This is a genomic window from Alkalibacter mobilis (assembly GCF_015594845.1).
Classification (GTDB): Bacteria; Bacillota; Clostridia; order Eubacteriales; family Alkalibacteraceae; genus Alkalibacter; species Alkalibacter mobilis.
The window spans coordinates 20,843-39,438 of sequence record NZ_JADNRK010000009.1 but is presented as its reverse complement, the minus strand read 5'-3'; the positions used below and the strand labels follow the sequence as shown (position 1 = coordinate 39,438).

The window sequence follows — 18,596 nt, the reverse complement described above, 5'->3', positions numbered from 1 at the left end:
GTCAATCACCTAAAACCTTTCGCAATTCTTCAGCAATTATGGGAAAGTCTTCCTTTTTAAGGGTTCGAACATGAAGAAGCAACTTATTATTGACAATGCGGCAAATAATAGGTCTTTTGCATTGTCGTAAAGATTTTGCAATGGAATTTAAAGATTTGTCGACAACATGTATTCCAACTGCTTTGCCCTCCAGCACTGCACCAGGGAGAGAACCTCCACCGGCTTCTTCTTCGACGTCAATGATTTCTGTGGTGCATAAATTTTCCATAGTTTTATTTAATGTATCTTCCAGTAGTCTAGCAGCTTCTGAAAGTTGATTTTTATCCTTATGAAGCATTTCCAAGACAGGGATCTCGCTGATGAAATTTTCAGTTCTAAGATAGATATCCAAAACAGCACTCATTGCCGCTATGGTCATTTTGTCGCATCTAACTATCCTGGCCAATGGATTTTTTTTGATTCTTTCGATCAGATTTTTTTTGCCTATTATTATTCCCGCTTGCGACCCACCCAGGAGCTTATCTCCGCTAAAAGTTACGATGTCAGCACCGGCATCAAGACAATCCTTTGGCGTTTTTTCATGAGAAAGTCCCAGTAGTGACAACTCAGAAAGGCAACCACTGCCCAGATCTTCCATTTTGATTATGTCGTGACATTCTGCAGGTACCAAAATATCTTTTAAATCCACTGATGAGACAAATCCGGAAATTTTATAGTTGCTGGTGTGAACCTTAAGTAGGATCGATGTGTTGTCGCTTAAGGCATTTTCGTAATCGGATGGATGGGTCTTGTTGGTGGTGCCCACTTCTTTGATAAAACAACCACTTTGTTGGATTATCTCGGGAATTCTAAAACTGCCACCGATTTCAACTTGTTCTCCACGAGACACTATCACTTCTTTACCTTGAGCAAACGTATTGAGACACAAGAATACGGCTGCCGCATTGTTATTGACGATCACAGCAGATTCAGATCCGGTCAATCTGCACAAATCTTCTTCAAGGTGATCGTATCTGGAACCCCTTTTGCCCTTTTCCAGATCGTACTCTAGATTGCTGTAACCGGAAGAGATCTCTGCAACTTTGTTTATAGCTCTGTCAGGCAAGGGCGCTCGGCCTAGATTTGTGTGAAGAACAATCCCGGTTGCATTGATTACTTTTTTTAAAGAACGCATCTCTTGAATCTTTAGGGATTCAACCAAATCTGATATTATTTGAAGTTTTAAATCCCCTTTATCTTGAATTTTCAAGTTGAGTCGATGTTCTTTGTTCGCAATTATAGAATCTTTTGTTTTTTGCAAAATTTTCCTTAAATGAATAATAACTGTTTCTCTGCCTAGAGATTCAATGCAATCAATTATTATAGGATCTCCCAGCAGATCATTAACTGGGGGTATGGATCTAAGAACTGATTTTTTGTCAACTGCGACCATCAAGATTCCTCCTATGCAAAAAATGACCGGGATGAATGGACTTCCCAGTCATAGTAAATTTCATTAAAAATGGCGGGAGCGTGTAGGAATTGAACCCACCTCGGACGGTCTTGCCGCCCGACATCGGATTTGAAGTCCGTGAAACCCACCAGGGCTTATCCGTTCCCATGATTTGATTATAGCTTTTAAGATAAAAAAATTATACACAAAATTAAATTTTTTTAAAGGTGGTTCGAATATCATACTTATATCTCGAACCACCACCATTTATTTATAACAGCTTTTAATAACCCATCTTACTAATGTTATTCCTTGGGCGGCTGCCAAACCTTCCAAACATTTCCAGCCAAATCGGTTGAAGGTTTAAGAGTGCTGCCACCTTCTTCCCAACCAGAGGGCATGACCTCTCCAGTCTTTTGATGATGCTGGTAAGCCTTGATTTGACGAACAAGTTCTTTTGGATTTCTTCCTACCGGTGGGCTCAATATCTCGGCTGCTTGGATAATGCCATCGGGATCGATGAGGAATCTTCCACGAACGTTTTGTCCGGCATCTTCGTCATAAACTCCATAAAGCTTGCCTATTGCACCGGTTTGATCTGAAACCATTGGGAAAGGCATGTCTTTGCCTGCCATCTTGCTGAGTTCTGTTTCGTTCCATATCTTGTGAGAGAAGACGCTGTCTGTACTTACGGAAAGCACTTCAACATTTAACTCCTGTAGTTTGTCATAGCTCACGGCTATGTGTGAGATTTCGGTCGGTCAGACGAATGTGAAATCGCCTGGATAGAAACATACGACGACCCATTTACCACGGTAGTCAGACAAGGAAACCTTTTTGATCTTGCCTTGATAAAAAGCTGATCCGGTAAAATCAGGGGCTTGTTTAGTGACTAGCATGTTTAACAACTCCTTTCAAATTTATATTCCCTTACAATTACAGTTTATTCATAATTTTGATAAAAGTCAACGAAATCGCTCTATTTAAACGTGAGTATTTTTGTATTATAAATATATTTTACTATATGAATTTATATGTTGGAAAATTTTGCTAAAATAGATATTGAGCAAGTTTTCGAATCTAAATTTATTTATAATATATTAATGGTAGACTTGACCATAATGAACGTATTATAGTAATTTAGTAGTAGTTATTTGTAGAAAATACACTTGCGAATAAAAAATGCATAAAATATATTGAATCGGAGGAAATTATGAAAAACAAGAGAACTCAGGGAATCATGTTTTGGGCGTTAGGATTGGCGATGCTTTTGTTCAATGCCGTAAACTATTTGATGGGATTGGGTTATGAGAGACCATCCCTGACCATCATAGGAGTTGGTTTGCTTTTTACCGGACTTAATATACTTAGAAAAAATAGATAAGGGTATTTTGTATATGAAACGAGGGCGTGATTTGTACCATTTAAACATTGTTTGCCTGGAAAAATAGAAGTATCATTGAATTTAAACTAAGGAAGGTGGGAGATTATGGACAAGAAAGATTTGATCATAGTATACGGAAAAGATCCCAAAGAGATGGCAAAACAAGTATTGGCGGCATCAAAAATCGAAGAAATGATAGGCGACAAAAACAGAAAAATAGGATTAAAGCCTAACCTTGTAGTAGCAAGACCAGCAGAGGGTGGAGCAACGACACATCCGAAAATGGTTGCTGGAGCCATAGAGTATCTGCTGGAAAAGGGGTTCAAGAATTTGGCTGTTATAGAAGGGTCGTGGGTGGGAGATCGGACTTCCGAAGCATTCCAGGCCTGCGGTTACAAGGATTTACATAAAAAGTACGGGATAGAACTGATTGATACTCAAAAGGATTCGTACAAGTTGTACGATTGCAAAGGTGTGGATATAAATATATGCGACAGTGCTATGGAAGTCGATTTTATGATAAATATGCCTGTTTTAAAAGGTCATTGCCAGACGAATGTAACATGTGCACTTAAAAATAACAAAGGTGTGATCCCCAACAAGGAAAAAAGAAAATTCCATACCATGGGATTGCATAAGCCCATTGCACATCTAAATGTAATTGCAAAAAATGATTTCATACTAGTCGATGGAATATGCGGTGACCTGAACTTTGAAGAGGGTGGAAATCCTGTGCCCATGAACAGGATTATCGGTGCAACAGATCCAGTATTATGTGATGCGTATATTTGTGATTTAATGGGGTATTCTTTGGAAGATGTTCCATACATAAAATTTGCTGAAAGTCTTGGAGTTGGGAATGCAGATACTTCTTCAGCAAATCTGATCGAATTGAATGAAGCAAAAGGTTTTGAAAAAACTTTTTCACCAGGGCGAAAAGTGGAAAGACTGTCTTCCTTGGTAATTGAAAATGACGCATGCAGTGCATGCTATGGTAGCCTTATACATGCTCTTGACAGATTGGATGAAACCGGTGAATTGAGAAAAATTAAGAAAAAAATATCGATTGGTCAAGGCTTCAAAGGCAAAACCGGAGATATTGGAATTGGTATCTGCACCAAGGAATTTGATAACTACGTTAACGGATGTCCTCCCAAAGCTATCGAAATAATAGAATTTTTACGCAAGCAGATTTAATTTGGTTTAATCGATGAGAGAGTTTTCTCATCGATTTTTTCATAATTTTTTGCGAATCGATCATAGATGCTCTTAACAAAAACCCTTTACTGCCGATTTAATATAAATAAGATACTTTTTATAAATTTTTATCATATTAAATAGGAGGGGAAAAATGGGCAATAACGTGAAAAAGAGGAAAAATTCAATAAAGACTAAATTACTTGTCATACCGATCATCGTTGTTATACTTTCTGTAATTTCCATCGGAATCATATCTTCGCTGACAAGCAGATCCAGCTTGATCCATCAAATGGATCAAAACGGATTATTCATTTTGCAGGAGTTTGAAAGCAGGTTGGAGGACAACACCGATTCTTTGGAGGTAATCAATGAATTGATCGAAAATCAAATCAGAGGAGCTGCCAAAGTTGCTGCAAGTTTGGGAAATGAACTGAGCAATGAACGAATAACCAAACTCGCGGTGGATCTGGGTGTTGATCAAATCAATTATTACAATGCAGATGGCATAATTGAATATTCAAACATAATTGAATACGTTGGGTGGGAACCGTCGCCGGATCATCCGCTTTTTGAATTTGCCAGAAACAACCAGACAGAGTTGATGGAAAACATAAGGGCTGACGTTGAAACAGGAATATACTTTAAATATGGTAACGTTAAGAATTCGGACGGCACTTTTGTTCAAGTGGGCATAGAGGCCGACAGTGTTAATAAATTGACTGAACAATTCGGGTATCAACGATTGGTTGAAGATTTGGCATCAAGCGAAGAAATAGTGTATGCGATGTTTGTAGACAATAATTACAAGGTAAGCGCACATAGTGACATCGAAAGCGTTGGATCAGATGCAGCAGACAAGACAAGTGTAGTTTCGGCTATCGACAAGGGGGAAGACCATTCTTCAAGTTCCAGTTATGGAGATGAAAAAATCCCTGTCTACGATATCGTAATACCGGCTGAAATAGACGGAAACAGAGTAGGGGCCATAAATATCGCATATTCTATGGAAGATGTAAATGCAACTGTGATGAAAAATATTATAACCATCGCAGTTTCGGGATTGTTGGCTTTACTTTTACTTGGTTTTATATTATTTACAACTTCAAATGGTGCTGTGAAAACCATAAGAAAGCTCAATGAAAAGATGAATATAATGGCATCTGGAGATTTCAGCCAAGATGTACCTTCAGACCTTATAAATAAAACTGATGAATTTGGAGAAATTTCTCAAGCTGTAAGTAGTATGCAGATATCCATACGTCATATCATAAAAAATGTTATGGACAAATCTCAACAAGTGGCGGCTCATTCAGAAGAACTTACTGCCACGGCTCATGAAGCAGCAAAGGCAGCTGATGAAGTTTCCATGGCTATTCAAGGGATTGCCAACGGGGCAAGCGAGCAGGCTAACGATACTGAAAAAGGATTTCAATCTGTGACTGAATTGGGTGAAGTTGTCAATTCAAATGCAACATACATAACAAATCTCAATGATTCCACTTCCAGGGTAAACAACTTGAAAGATGAGGGATTGAAACTGATCAAAGATCTTGTGGAAAAAACAGAAATAAGCAGGAAGTCATCCAGAGATGTTCAGGAAGTGATCAAAAATACAAGTGCGAGCGCCAAAGAAATCGTCACTGCCAGTGAAATGATAAAAAACATAGCTGATCAGACTAATTTACTTGCATTGAATGCTGCTATTGAGGCTGCAAGAGCGGGTGAAGCAGGCAAGGGTTTCGCAGTTGTTGCAGATGAGATCAGAACCCTGGCGGAGCAGTCCAACCAATTTACTCAAGAGATAAGCAAAGTCATCAAAGATCTTTCTGAAAAAATTGAATCTGCGGTTCAAACTATGGAGGAAGTTGAAGATGTAGTGAAATCTCAGAGCAACAGTGTGGATTTAACAAGTAATAAGTTTAAAGGTATTTCCGATGCAATCGAAGAGATGAAAGAAGCTATAGAAAAGGTGAACAATTCCGGAAACGAAATGACTAATCAAAAGCAGATCATTCAGCTGGTCATGGAGAATCTTTCTGCAATATCTGAGGAAAATGCCGCAGGTAGTCAGCAAGCTTCAGCATCGGTTGAAGAGCAGACGGCTTCCATGACTGAAATATCCAACTCCAGTGAGGAATTATCTAAAATTGCTGAAGAGCTTAATGCGCAAATAGAGAAATTTATGATTTAGCAAACATAATAATAAAAATTAATTTCCAAAGCAGATAAGTGCTGTAGCCATTCACCTGCTTTGGATTTTTTATTTGCAAGAAATTTCATATTAATTTCATTAATTTTCAATAAATGATATAATTCACTAATAGAATTTGTATTTCAATTGGATAAGTGCGTAAAATAAAATTAAGGAGGAAACCGTGAGAATCAAAAACCTTCTACAGTATATTGAAAATTATAAGACGGATTTTATTAGTACAAATATTCTGGAAATTGATATAAATAATATATATCACGTTTCAGATGAAAATTGTATCAAAAACAAGAACGTTATATTTTATGGGAAGAGCGCTGAGTTTACAAAACGAATTGATGGGAAAATAATTATTTCAGACAAGCCAGTGGATTGCCAATACGGATGCGAGTGCAACTTTATCGTAGTAAAAGAAAACATGATTGAAAAATCAGCAGAGATAATCAAAGATTTGCTAACTAATGAAAATTTAGTACTTCAATATAAAAATGATATGTTTGAGGCAATCATTGAAAAGCGTAATTTGAGACATATCTTGGAGTTGACATTCAAATATCTCGAAAATCCAATTATCGTCACTGATTCCAGGTATAGATTGATTGATCTGTATCCTGATAAAAGACTGAATGAACCGGTTTGGGACAATATTAGAGAAAAAGGGTATGCAACCCAGGAACTGATGAATCAAATAGAATCTGACAAAACCAAGGAAGAAACACTAAAAAGAAATTTTCCTTTCTTTCTCGACTGGGGATTTGCAGGCAACTTTAAACGGATCGCCAGAAAAATTTCTGACGGCAAGAATTTTTTCGGTGTAATTGGAGTCTTGGAATCATATCGAACTTTCAAAAATATTGATTTGGAAATCGTCGAAAGTCTCAATAAAGTAATTGTAAATATTTTGTTGGATACTGATCCTCCAAATGCTGAAGAATCGTCCTACAAACAAACACTTCTCTCAAATATAATAGAGGGAGATCTTGCAGACAGAAACAAGCTGGAATACTCTTTTGAAATTTCCAAGACCAATTGGAAACCACCATATAAAATCGTTGACATACCTTTTGATATTAAAAATTTTCATATATCAACACTAAGAAATATTCAAGATACGATCATAAGAGAAATACCTAAAGTTCAGACTACAATGCACGGATCAAATTTGGTAGTTTTGCTTTATGGAGGCGACAAATACAATGGGATCGAGAAAATAGGAAGGATCCTTAAAAAAATTGATTTTGACTGTGGCGTAAGTGATGATTTCTTTGATTTGACAGACGGTTTTTTCTACTATAGACAATCAAAAGTGGCTTACGACTATGGAGTTAAAGAAAAAAAAGAGACGAATATACATTGCTTTAATGAGTACTATGAAGTATATTTTTACGACACTTTGAATAAAGATGAAGACTGCAAGATGTTCATTTATTCAGGGACTCATAAATTGATCGAATATGACAAGGCTCACGGAACTGATTTTACTGATACTTTATCTACATATTTAAATTGTTTTAAAAATATTCCGCAAGCTTCGGAAATGATACACATTCACAGGAATACGTTAAATTACAGGATAAAAAAAGCGGAAGAAATTTTAGGGGTTTCGTTGGATGATGACCGGATTTGCAGGCAAATTCAAACCTCCATAAATATTATGAAAAATAGAGGTTCTGCCTAAGCAGAACCTCTATCGATTATTTCGCCTGTTCCAATGCAGTGTTGACTGCATCTTTTATGCCCCCTGAAGTTTTAGTGGCACCGGATATGGAGTCTACTTCTGTTGATTGTGCTGCAATAATCGCCTCTTCCAATTTATCAAAGGCTATGGTGCCGATTCCTTCAGTTTCTCCATGTTCGATTACTGAAACATCGGATATCTTTCCGTCAGTAACAGTAACTGACACTTTGAGACCGGAATGCATGCCCAAATCGCTGGTTCCTTCATATGTACCGTCTTTGTACATTGACGATGAAGTGGAGGAACTGCAACCAAGGGTTGCAACAATTATTGTGATCGTGACAAGTGTAATTAGTAACAGTTTGATTTTTTTCATAAAGTTCTCCTTAATGTATTAATTATATTTCGTTTTCTCTCTTTTGCTTTCTTCGCCCTATAAGTTTGCTAAGTAATACACTGATTTCGAAAAGCAAAAGCATGGGCAAAGCAACTAAAATCTGTGAAACAATCTCAGGCGGCGTAATTAACGCACCAATGAGAAATAGCAACACTATAACGACTTTCCTGCTTTTGACGAGCCATTCGGATCGAATTAGCCCCAGTTGACTCAACAAAACTGTAATCACCGGCATTTCGAAGACAATACCAAAAGTGAGCAAAGTGGAAATAATGAAATTTATGTAACTTTGTATTGAAATAGTTGGAGTGACCAACTGATTTTGATCTACTGTCATAAAAAAGTTTAGCATTATCGGCAAAGCCAGTATATACGCAAATGATGCACCAATAATAAAACAAAGCAATCCGGCCAGCAGGGATAAAAAAACTACTGCCTTTTCTCCCTTTTTCAAACCTGGCTTGATAAAAGCCCATAATTGGTACAATATTATCGGAGATGACAGGCAAATCCCTATTATCAACGATATTTTTATGTATTGTGAGAACAGTTCACCCGGAGCCAAATAAACCAGAGAGTAACCCAATTCCTTTGAATTCGAGATCAGGATACTGACGATTTTGTCTACGTAGTTAAAACTGACCATGGAAAAAATGAAGAACACAATTATGATTTTAAAAAGTCTTTTTCGGACTTCTCCCAAATGTTCAACAATTCCCATATGATCCTTTGAAGATTTTTTTCTGAATTTTTTTTTGTTTCTCAAAAAAATCGACCCCTAAATTAGCTTTTTTCCATCTCCGATTCGGAAGTATCATCTTCTACTCCATCTTTGAAGCTTTTAATAGTGGCACCAAAAGTCCTGCCAAGTTTAGGAAGTTGTTTCGGTCCGAAAACTATCAGAGCGATCCCTAAAATAATTAATAATTCAGATGTACCAATTCTACCAAACATAGTAATTCTCCTTTATTATTTATTGTGAAACGACTTCCAGAGATTCGGCCTCCGGTGGATTCACTTTGTTTTCATGAGTTTTTCCGATATTTTCAATTGATTTTTTTGTCTCGATAAACGGTTTGTTGATTTCGTCTTTAATAGTATTTAGAGGCTTGGTAGCTTTTTCTATGGGTTCTTTTACCTTGGCCATGGGTTCAACTATATTTTCGTCTATGTTTTTGGTCAGATCGCTTGTGTAACTTTTTATTTTATTCAAAGCACTACCAAGTTTTTTGGCGTAAGAAGGTAATTTTTCCGGACCAAGAACCAATAAGGCCACGATCAGTACTACTATTAATTCAGATGTACCTATTCTCATAATTCACCTACTTTCTTTAACTTCAAAATGCTGGATTTCAAGCTGAAACCCATAAGGTGTTCCAGCTTGAATTTAAATTAAAGAGAAGTCAGCTTTGCGGCATGGGCACCTGCTTTTCTGCCCCAATGTACTGTTCCTATTATAGCTGTACCGGAACCTGGATAATATGGACCCAGCCATCCACCAGCATTTAATCCACCTGCATATAGTCTTGGAATGATTTCGCCGTCTGTATCGATTGCCTGTGCATCTGTATTGATTTTGACACCACCGATGGCTCCCAGATTGAATGCAACGTTTTTATATGCGTAAAACGGACCAGAAATTGGCTTGATTCCAGTTTCACGATCAAATTGGTTATCAGAACCGCTATTGGCATCTGAGTTCCAAGTCGAAAGGGTTGCAGCAAGGTTTACGGCATCAACATCAATCTTTTGTGCAAGTTCTTCAATAGTTGCACCTTTTATGACCACACCGTCTGCGATATCTTTTTCTAGGCTTTCAGTTGTCCATCTTGCGAATTCATCTGAAAGACTGCTTTCTCCGAAGATCATATAAGTGGGTGCTCCAAATTGACTTTCTTGTTGGAAAATAGCTCTGTAATGGAATGCATATGTAGCATCTTCACTTACAAATCTTCTTCCTTGTTTGTTGACTATGAATGATGGGAACATGGGTACTCTATTGTCAGTGGCCGCACCTGTTTTACCACAGAAATCTATTGTTCCACCAAATCCGCAGACTGCAGCACCGATCTCCATTGCCATCCTTATTCCATCACCGGTATCTGTCTCGGCACACAACGGAACTCCATTATTCAAAGACCAATATTGCTGAGGAGCTAATTCTTTAGCCATTTCCTTGTTGTTGTCTACGCCTGCTGCTGCCAATATTACACCTTTTTTAGCTTTTATATTGAGGGCTTTTCCACCTTGGTTTGCAACAACCCCGATTACTTCTCCATCATCATTCGCTATCAAATCAGTAACTTCGGTTTCGTATTCGATGACCGCACCTTTGTCCAAAGCTGTATTAAGCATGGCTTGTACCAATGGAACGCCTCCGCCATGGCCGCCCCCACCTTCGTAGACGTGTATTCTGTCGGCAAATAAGTTTTTATCGACGTATGGTATGTTGCAATGTCCGTAAACACTTGTAAAGTTCAAACCAAGTCCTGACAACCAGGAAATATGATCAGCGGCACCGTAAGCCAAATCTTTTACAAGTTCTTCATCGACTAAACCTTCTCCTGCCCTTAACCACAATTGAAAGTGATTTTCTGCTGTATCGTTCTTGAAACTTGTCAGGTTCTTTTGAAATTCTGTTCCTGCAGCCTGCATTACACCGCCTGAATAGTTGGTAGTTCCACCTGCAATACCGGCCTTTTCGAGTATCAATACTGCTGCACCGTCGATAGATGCTTGAGCAGCAGCTGCGACACCTGTTCCACCTGCCCCAACTACGAGTACCTCTGTCTCTTTATCCCATTTGATGTCTTTTGTGGTGTTGCCGGAACCTTCTTGCGAACAAGCTCCGAAAATTCCCATTGTGGCAACTCCGATAGTTCCTACAGCAGCGCCTTTAATAAAATCTCTACGGCTAACTCCTTTTTTCTCCATTGACTGATATCCCCTTCCTAATTCAAAAATTGATAATTAATTAATTAACTATCGTTCATTTAAACGAATTATATAGATAAATCTGACAATAATATATATCAATATTGCCGAAAATTGGTTTAAATCTTGTTCGAAATGACGAAAGCATATATAAAGTTGAATTTTAACAAATGATGAGTGATAAAATTTACACAATAAATCAATGTGGCGTTAATCAGATGAGAGTGGGGCTTATTTATCATAATTGTTTTGAGGTTTGATTTCCGTAACTGTGAAAGGTTATAATTAAATTTGATTGGATCAAAAATACGAAAATATGAAAAGAGGTTGGATATGCGACTGATTCATTTGTCGGACCTTCATTTGGGCAAGAGAATAAACGAGTTTTCCATGATTGAGGACCAGGAATATATATTGACTAAAATAATCAACATAATAGATGAAAAAGAAGTTGAAGGAGTTATGATTGCCGGAGATATATACGACAAGGCGGTACCACCGGCTGAGGCCATACAACTTTTTGATGATTTCATAACCAGGTTGTCTCATAGAAATATTCCGGTGTTTATCATTAGCGGCAACCACGATTCAGCAGAGAGGATGGCCTTTGGATCAAGGCTTCTTGACAGTAAAGGTATATTTTTATCACCGGTTTTCAGCGGCAGGGTCGAATCTATAAGGATGGTTGACAGTTTTGGAGAATTAAACTTCTATCTGCTCCCGTTTATCAAACCTGCATATATAAGAAAAATTTATCCGGACGAAAATGTTGAATCATACAACGATGCCGTAAAAGTTGCAGTAAAGAAGATGGAAGTTGACGAAAATAAAAGAAATGTACTTATAGCACATCAATTTGTTACCGGTGCAACCCGGTGCGAGTCGGAGGATATTTCCGTTGGAGGCATTGACAATGTGGAAGCAACGATATTCAAAAGCTTTGACTATGCGGCTTTGGGGCACATCCATAGTCCTCAGGATATGGGTATCAATGTAAGATATTGCGGAACGCCGCTCAAGTACTCTTTTTCTGAGGTGAATCACAAAAAATCCGCCACTATCGTTGAAATCGGGGGAAAAGGAGACTTGTCATATTTTACCGTTGACCTGATACCCAAAAGAGACATGCGCAAAATCAAGGGATCGTACATGGAAGTAACTTCGAGAGAAAATTACATCAATACGAATGTCGAGGATTATATTCATATTACTTTAACGGATGATGACGACATACAGGATGCAATAGGCAAATTACGTTCCATTTACCCCAATATCATGAGCATCGAGTATGACAATAAAAGGACCAGGGAAAACAAGCAGATCGATGGGACTGAAAACATTGAAAAAAAGACACCTTTGGATATGTTGAAGGAACTTTATGAGTTGCAAAATAACACTCCCATGACAAAAGAACAGGAAAATTTAGCATCGGATATGATTGAAAAAGTTTGGGAGGTCGAAAGATGAAACCACTGAATCTGATTGTGAGCGCATTTGGACCTTATGCAGAAAAAACGGAAGTAAATTTGAAAAATTTGGGCAATAGAGGACTTTATCTCATAACAGGAGATACCGGCGCAGGAAAGACGACGATTTTTGACGCGATCACTTTTGCTCTTTATGGGGAGGCCAGTGGTGACAACCGAGAAGCCGGAATGTTCAGAAGTAAATATGCCAAAGATTCAACACCCACATATGTTGAAATGGAGTTTTTATATCAAGGAAAAATTTATAAAGTGAGAAGAAACCCTGAATACGAGCGGCCTAAAAATTCAGGAGATGGTTTTACCAGTCAAAAGGCGGAAGCTACGCTTAATTATCCCGATGGAAGACAGCCGGTTACAAAAACTCGGGAAGTTACAAAAGCCATTGTGGATCTAATAGGTTTGGACAGAAGCCAGTTTACACAGATTGCAATGATAGCTCAAGGTGATTTTCTAAAATTGATATTAGCAAAAACAGAAGAACGAAGCAGGATCTTTAGAGAAATATTCAATACAAAACCATTTTTAAAGCTTCAAGACATGTTGAAAGAAGAATCAGGAAATCTCAGAAGAAAATATGAAGATGTTGAAAAAAGTATCCAACAATATGTGAAAGGCATAATATGTGATCCGGACGATGTGCTTAACATTGAGCTGAGAAAAATAAAAGATGGCAAAAATTTGGGTCTGATAGAAGACACCTTGGAACTTCTGGAAAAGATAATTTCTCAGGACGAAAGACTTTTGAACGAATCAAAGCAGAATATCACGGAATTAAGTAATTCCATCAACAAACTGAATGTAAAGATTGGCAAAATGGAGTCAGCATCCAAAACGAAGAAAAGTCTTGAAACCGCAGAATCGATAGTCGCAAGTTTAGGACCCAAATTGAATTTGTTGAAAGATGAATATGAAGCTGAAAGCAGGAACCTTCCCAAAATCGAGTTGCTGGCCGTAAATATCGAAATTGAAAATCAAAAACTAAACAGTTATGATGAACTGGAAATCTTAAAAAAGTCCAGCTCTGAGATAGATAAAGAAATCCAGTCGGGCAAGTTGAAAAGAGAAAACTTTCAGAATATACATCAAGGTCTCAAAAAAAATGTTGAAAAATATAGAAATGAAATTTTGGGGTTAAAAGGCTGTGAAGAAAAAAAAGCATCAATGGAAAAAAGATTAACAGAAACCGAGAACATTTTAAAGGTGTATATGGAATTGAGCAACTCGATACATCATCATCATGACTTGGAAGAAAAATATGCCAAGGCGCAAAAGAACTACAGCGAAATATACGATGAATTTATTCATCTTAGAAATTTATATGATTTAAAACAAAGAGATTTTTTAAATCAACAGGCTGGAATACTTGCTGAAACTTTGATTGAAGGCGAAAAATGCCCGGTTTGTGGATCGATCGAGCATCCTCATCCGGCTAAGTTGATGAAAGACGCCCCGACTAAAGATGAACTTGAAAACATCAAAGAAAAAATCAGTAAAATAGAAAAGAAAGCTACTGATTTAAGCGCCCATGCAGGCAGTGAAAAAGGGAAATGGGCCAAGTCCAGAGAAATAATAACCGAGAAAAGCAAGGAATTATTTGGGGAATGTGAATTTGAAGAGATTGAAGACAGGCTTACAAATAAAATCCAGGAATTAGAACAAATAATTCAGTTGCAAAAGCGGGAATACGAAGAAGCAACTTTAAATACTTCAAAAAAAGGAAAGTTGGAGATCGAACTTCCCAAATATGAAAAAAAATTGAACGAAGTTACTGAATCGATAAGCAAAGCGAATGTATATCTTGCCGGGAAGGAAGAAAGACTTAAAAATTTGATCGATCATATTGCCGGATTAAAAGAAAAACTGGAATTTGACAGCAAGCTGCAGGCAGCTGAAAAGATTGATAAACTAAGATCAGAGAAATCACTTTTACAGAAAAAAATAGACGAAGCAAGGAAAACTTACGAGCAAGCTCAAAAGACATACGAGGAAAATAAAACTAAGATAATTACTTTGAAAAATGAGTTGATGGATCATGAAGAATTGAACTTGGAAGATTTGTTCAAGGACTTGGAAAATTTGAAAATGAAAATGGATAAATCCGAATCAAAAAAAGAGGTGCTGACTTTAAGGTTAGCAACCAATAAAGAAATCTTCGACAACATAAAAAATCAAAAAGAATTTATGGTTGAAGTTGAGAAAAAATGGACATGGGTCAAGGCTTTATCTAATACCGCAAATGGAAATATAAGCGGAAAAGATAAAATCATGTTGGAAACCTATGTGCAAATGACCTATTTTGACAGAATAATTGATAGAGCAAATTCAAGGCTAATGACAATGACTGCAGGCCAGTATGAGTTGACTAGAAAAAAAGAAGCGGAAAATCAAAGAAGTCAGAGTGGGTTGGAATTGGATGTGATCGATCACTATAACGGAACAGAAAGAAGTGTCAAAACACTCTCCGGGGGGGAATCATTCAAAGCGTCATTATCCCTGGCCTTGGGATTGTCTGATGAGATTCAATCTTCGGCCGGGGGGATACAACTTGACTCCATGTTTGTTGACGAAGGTTTTGGATCCTTGGATGAAGAGTCACTGGATCAGGCTATCAAAGCGTTGCATAATCTTACTGAAGGCAACAGGTTGGTGGGAATAATATCTCATGTAGCTGAACTCAAAGATCGAATCGATAGACAAATTATTGTAACCAAAGATAGAACCAGCGGAAGCAGGATAAGGATAGAATCTTGAAATCAATAAGGTCAAAGCAATTTATTTTGAAGTCTATCGATTCCAACAGCTCCCAATGGGGCGGTAATCATAATCGCCAGAACAGCTACTGTGAGGATTGTATTGCCGGAGGCTACACCGGCAGACAACGGAATCGAACCAATTGCCGCCTGTACGGTGGCTTTTGGTGTATAAGCAATTGCACAAAACAACTTTTCCTTAAAATTCAAGTTGGTATTTACCAAGCTGGTGAACACTCCTGCGATTCTAAATATCAACGCACAAATAATCAGGATAAGAGCGGAAACCCCTGCAAGTGGCACATATCTGATGTCAATGGCTGCGCCTACGAGAACGAATAAAAGAATTTCAGATGCAACCCAAATTTTTGAGAATTTACCCATCAAGCGTACAGCTAAGACTTGATAGGATTCCAAAATCGTTCCTCCCAGAGCCATTACTGCCAGCAGACCCGAAAAAGGAACAACAGCGGCAATATAATCTTCAAGCGAAACTAATAGAAATGAAATACTGAGGATTATCAATACTTTTATTGTATCGCGGGTATGAATTGTTTTGAATAATTTAACTAAGATCAGCCCGGTGACGATTCCAGTAGCAAGACCAAGAATTACTGACAAGGGCACTTTCAACAAATTTAGACCATCGAATCCGGATCCGGTGTACATACCCAAAAAAGAAGCAAATAAAATAATGACAAAAATATCATCAACTGAAGCTCCCGCCATTATAAGTTGAGGTATTTTTTTTGAAGAGCCTTTTCCATTTCCAATCATTTCTATCATTCGAGGAACCACCACGGCAGGTGAGACTGCCGCAAGCACACTTCCCATTATGGCAGCTTCCAGATAGGAAATATTAAAAATCACAGGCGCAAGAAATGTTGTCAAAGTCAATTCAAACAGTGCTGGAACAAAACACATAAGAAATGCAGGTCTTCCAACTTTTTTGAGATCGTTGATATCCAAAGACAGACCAGCACGGATAAGAATAACTATCAGAGCGATTTCTCGTAACTCTGTGGAAATGTTAAGTATGTCATCTGAAATCATATCCATTGCATACGGTCCAAGTATGATTCCGGCAATCATCATGCCCAGTAGAGGAGGCAATCTGAATTTGTTTAAAACACCACCCAGGGAAAACCCGAGGATCATCATCAATGAAATACTGAGAAGCATAATTTCCTCCTAGAATAAAAAATAAGCTGACGATCTGCAATAAAATTAATCGCAGAAGTCATCAGCTTTTACAAGCGGTTTTGGCTTAGCCATGGGAGAACTTCATTCCCAATATTTATAAAATATCACAAAAGATTTATATTTGCAATGGAAATCAAATCAGATTGAATATAAATCTCCAAAATCATTGAATGCTAATTAAATGTTAAGCAATTTTTAATAGACTTGGTATACAATCTTTGGTGTCTCGCAGGGAGGGTTTTATATGAGTGCCAGGAAAAGAAATAAAAGAATAAAGATCAAAAAATCAAGATTGATCATAATAGCAGTAATTATCTCATTTTCCACTTTTTTTCTAGGCAATCTTGATATACTGGACCGAGGATATTATAGAGCCAAGGATTTTGGAATAGAAACGCTTAAAAGTCAAAATGATAAAAATGAGAATGGAATTGACGATTATTCGGATATAATGCTGGGCGCTAGAGAAGACATAAAAAATGACCCTGAATATATTAGTACTTATTATGAAGGTGGTTACCCACCAGATGACGAAGGAGTATGTACAGATGTGATCTGGAGAGCATTTAAAAATGCCGGTTATGATTTAAAAGAAATGGTCGATAAAGATATAGAAGAAAACTTGAATGAGTATTACAGGATATCAGGAAAACCGGACCCCAATATTGATTTCAGAAGAGTGCCTAATTTAATGGTTTATTTTCAGCGTAATACCACATCACTCACCCTTGATCCATATGAAATCAAAGAGTGGCAACCGGGAGATATAGTTACATTCAGAGACACTCACATAGGGATCGTATCCGATAAAAGAAATGAAGAAGGAGTGGCGTATATAATTCACAACGGTGGTGATCCTGCCGAGGAAGATATTTTGACTCGAGAAGATACTATCAAGACTATTTCAGGACACTTCAGATTCAAATAAGAAGCCACTTAAACCGTATTATCAGGTTTGAAGTGGCTTTTAATTATAAGAGAGATATGATTGTCAACAGATTAAAGGAAATGTGCAGCCAGTTGGTTATCCTGATGCCACTAGTCTCGTGCGAAACTGTCTTGTATGCTTTTACCGCAACGGGTATGGTTATGAGGACTGACAATGATGCCAAAGGTAGTTTTCCAAAGTATACAAATATGCAAGTTAGAAAATAGGATGCCAAAATTATGGCTGCGTAGACAATTTTTCCAGTATTTCTGCCGAAAATGACTGTAAAAGTCTTGATGCCGAGCTGTTTGTCTCTATAATAATCCCGAATTTCGTTTGACATCATCATAAGAGGGATCATTAAACCTGCTGGCAGTGTATAAATTATCGGCTCCCATGAGAAATGTTCGCTAAACACCATGTAACTTCCCAGTACCATCAAAGATCCCACCAAAATTAGGGATAATATGGCACCGAAACCTTTTCGCTTATAGACGAAGGGTTCTCCTGTATATGCGTATGCACCAATGATACCGACCAAACCTATCAGCATCAATTTCGGGGTGCTCATTCTAATCAAAACAATACCGATGACTGCGGTTATCAGAATGCAAAGCATGCTGAATGCGAAAACAAGCATATCAAAAGCAGTCCTGTCGTATTTTAAAAACTTGTAGGTTTTTTCACCGGGTCTGTGGTATTTGAATGAACCTTCATAGAAATCATTTACAAGATTTGCTGAACCAAGAACCGCCATGCCGGCTATTGTAATAAGCACTATCTTGATGATATCCACGGATTTATCACCTGAAAAAACATAACCCGCCCTATGAGCCATTATAATCCCCAATGTAGTTGAAGATACGGACAAAGTCAGGGATAACGGCCTCAATGCCACCCATAAGTCTTTAAATACTTTAATTGTAAAACTGACGTTCATGTAAACCTCCTTGATAAATATTTCATTGATTTAAAAAAAACGTACCTATATAAT

At 37.6% G+C, this 18,596-nt stretch carries 16 protein-coding genes, 1 tRNA gene and 1 riboswitch; of the genes, 7 read left to right on the top strand and 10 right to left on the bottom strand.

The features are described from left to right. Position 1 precedes the first annotated feature (1 nt). The 3 genes from selA to prxU all read right to left on the bottom strand — a co-directional run bounded on the left by selA (position 2) and on the right by prxU (position 2,331). Positions 2 to 1,432, bottom strand: a complete 1,431-nt coding sequence (gene selA, locus IWB18_RS06480) for an L-seryl-tRNA(Sec) selenium transferase (protein ID WP_195682803.1) — start codon at positions 1,430 to 1,432, stop codon at positions 2 to 4. A gap of 70 nt (positions 1,433 to 1,502) precedes the next feature. Then, positions 1,503 to 1,599 (bottom strand) — tRNA-Sec (locus tag IWB18_RS06475). A gap of 138 nt (positions 1,600 to 1,737) precedes the next feature. Further along, positions 1,738 to 2,331: a thioredoxin-dependent peroxiredoxin gene (gene prxU / locus IWB18_RS06470; RefSeq protein WP_207740766.1), complete on the bottom strand. Its 594-nt coding sequence runs from the start codon at positions 2,329 to 2,331 to the stop codon at positions 1,738 to 1,740. A gap of 314 nt (positions 2,332 to 2,645) precedes the next feature. Between prxU and IWB18_RS06460 the strand changes: the two genes are divergently transcribed. The 4 genes from IWB18_RS06460 (at position 2,646) to IWB18_RS12700 (ending at position 7,903) form a co-directional block, all read left to right on the top strand. Beyond that, entirely contained in the window at positions 2,646 to 2,816 is a 171-nt protein-coding gene (locus IWB18_RS06460; protein ID WP_195682801.1) for a hypothetical protein, read from the top strand. 105 nt (positions 2,817 to 2,921) lie between these two features. Beyond that, complete coding sequence (locus tag IWB18_RS06455; protein WP_195682800.1) at positions 2,922 to 4,013, top strand: DUF362 domain-containing protein; 1,092 nt, start codon at positions 2,922 to 2,924, stop codon at positions 4,011 to 4,013. Between the two features lie 154 nt (positions 4,014 to 4,167). Further along, entirely contained in the window at positions 4,168 to 6,207 is a 2,040-nt protein-coding gene (locus IWB18_RS06450; protein ID WP_195682799.1) for a methyl-accepting chemotaxis protein, read from the top strand. A 184-nt stretch (positions 6,208 to 6,391) separates the two neighbouring features. Then, positions 6,392 to 7,903, top strand: a complete 1,512-nt coding sequence (locus tag IWB18_RS12700) for a PucR family transcriptional regulator (RefSeq protein ID WP_332310671.1) — start codon at positions 6,392 to 6,394, stop codon at positions 7,901 to 7,903. Positions 7,904 to 7,919: 16 nt separating this feature from the next. Here IWB18_RS12700 and IWB18_RS06440 read toward each other — a convergent pair whose 3' ends face one another. From IWB18_RS06440 to IWB18_RS06420, 5 genes are all read right to left on the bottom strand, one after another. Then, positions 7,920 to 8,279, bottom strand: coding sequence for an FMN-binding protein (locus IWB18_RS06440; protein WP_195682798.1), 360 nt, complete (start codon positions 8,277 to 8,279; stop codon positions 7,920 to 7,922). 22 nt (positions 8,280 to 8,301) lie between these two features. Continuing rightward, positions 8,302 to 9,066 (bottom strand): twin-arginine translocase subunit TatC, encoded by a 765-nt coding sequence (gene tatC, locus IWB18_RS06435; protein WP_195682797.1) that lies wholly within the window; start codon positions 9,064 to 9,066, stop codon positions 8,302 to 8,304. Positions 9,067 to 9,083: 17 nt separating this feature from the next. Then, positions 9,084 to 9,254: a twin-arginine translocase TatA/TatE family subunit gene (gene tatA, locus IWB18_RS06430; RefSeq protein WP_195682796.1), complete on the bottom strand. Its 171-nt coding sequence runs from the start codon at positions 9,252 to 9,254 to the stop codon at positions 9,084 to 9,086. Positions 9,255 to 9,273: 19 nt separating this feature from the next. Beyond that, positions 9,274 to 9,615 (bottom strand): Sec-independent protein translocase subunit TatA/TatB, encoded by a 342-nt coding sequence (locus IWB18_RS06425; protein ID WP_195682795.1) that lies wholly within the window; start codon positions 9,613 to 9,615, stop codon positions 9,274 to 9,276. Between the two features lie 77 nt (positions 9,616 to 9,692). Further along, positions 9,693 to 11,234: an FAD-dependent oxidoreductase gene (locus IWB18_RS06420; RefSeq protein WP_195682794.1), complete on the bottom strand. Its 1,542-nt coding sequence runs from the start codon at positions 11,232 to 11,234 to the stop codon at positions 9,693 to 9,695. Positions 11,235 to 11,567: 333 nt separating this feature from the next. On the opposite strand from IWB18_RS06420, the gene IWB18_RS06415 reads away from it, so the two are divergent. Then, a complete protein-coding gene (locus IWB18_RS06415; RefSeq protein WP_195682793.1) occupies positions 11,568 to 12,701 on the top strand; it encodes an exonuclease SbcCD subunit D in 1,134 nt (377 codons plus the stop codon). Next, a complete protein-coding gene (locus IWB18_RS06410) occupies positions 12,698 to 15,472 on the top strand; it encodes an AAA family ATPase (protein ID WP_195682792.1) in 2,775 nt (924 codons plus the stop codon). The genes IWB18_RS06415 and IWB18_RS06410 overlap by 4 nt, the downstream gene beginning before the upstream one ends. A gap of 11 nt (positions 15,473 to 15,483) precedes the next feature. Here IWB18_RS06410 and IWB18_RS06405 read toward each other — a convergent pair whose 3' ends face one another. Continuing rightward, positions 15,484 to 16,653 carry a cation:proton antiporter gene (locus tag IWB18_RS06405; protein WP_195682791.1) on the bottom strand — a complete coding sequence of 390 codons (1,170 nt, stop codon included), beginning with the start codon at positions 16,651 to 16,653 and terminating at the stop codon, positions 15,484 to 15,486. Between the two features lie 45 nt (positions 16,654 to 16,698). Beyond that, positions 16,699 to 16,772: riboswitch (Fluoride riboswitch) on the bottom strand. 146 nt (positions 16,773 to 16,918) lie between these two features. Here IWB18_RS06405 and IWB18_RS06400 point away from each other — a divergent pair. Beyond that, on the top strand, positions 16,919 to 17,602 hold the full coding sequence (locus IWB18_RS06400; protein WP_195682790.1) for a DUF1287 domain-containing protein: 684 nt from the start codon (positions 16,919 to 16,921) through the stop codon (positions 17,600 to 17,602). Between the two features lie 43 nt (positions 17,603 to 17,645). Here IWB18_RS06400 and IWB18_RS06395 read toward each other — a convergent pair whose 3' ends face one another. Next, a complete protein-coding gene (locus IWB18_RS06395; protein ID WP_195682789.1) occupies positions 17,646 to 18,542 on the bottom strand; it encodes a prenyltransferase in 897 nt (298 codons plus the stop codon). Positions 18,543 to 18,596 lie beyond the last annotated feature (54 nt).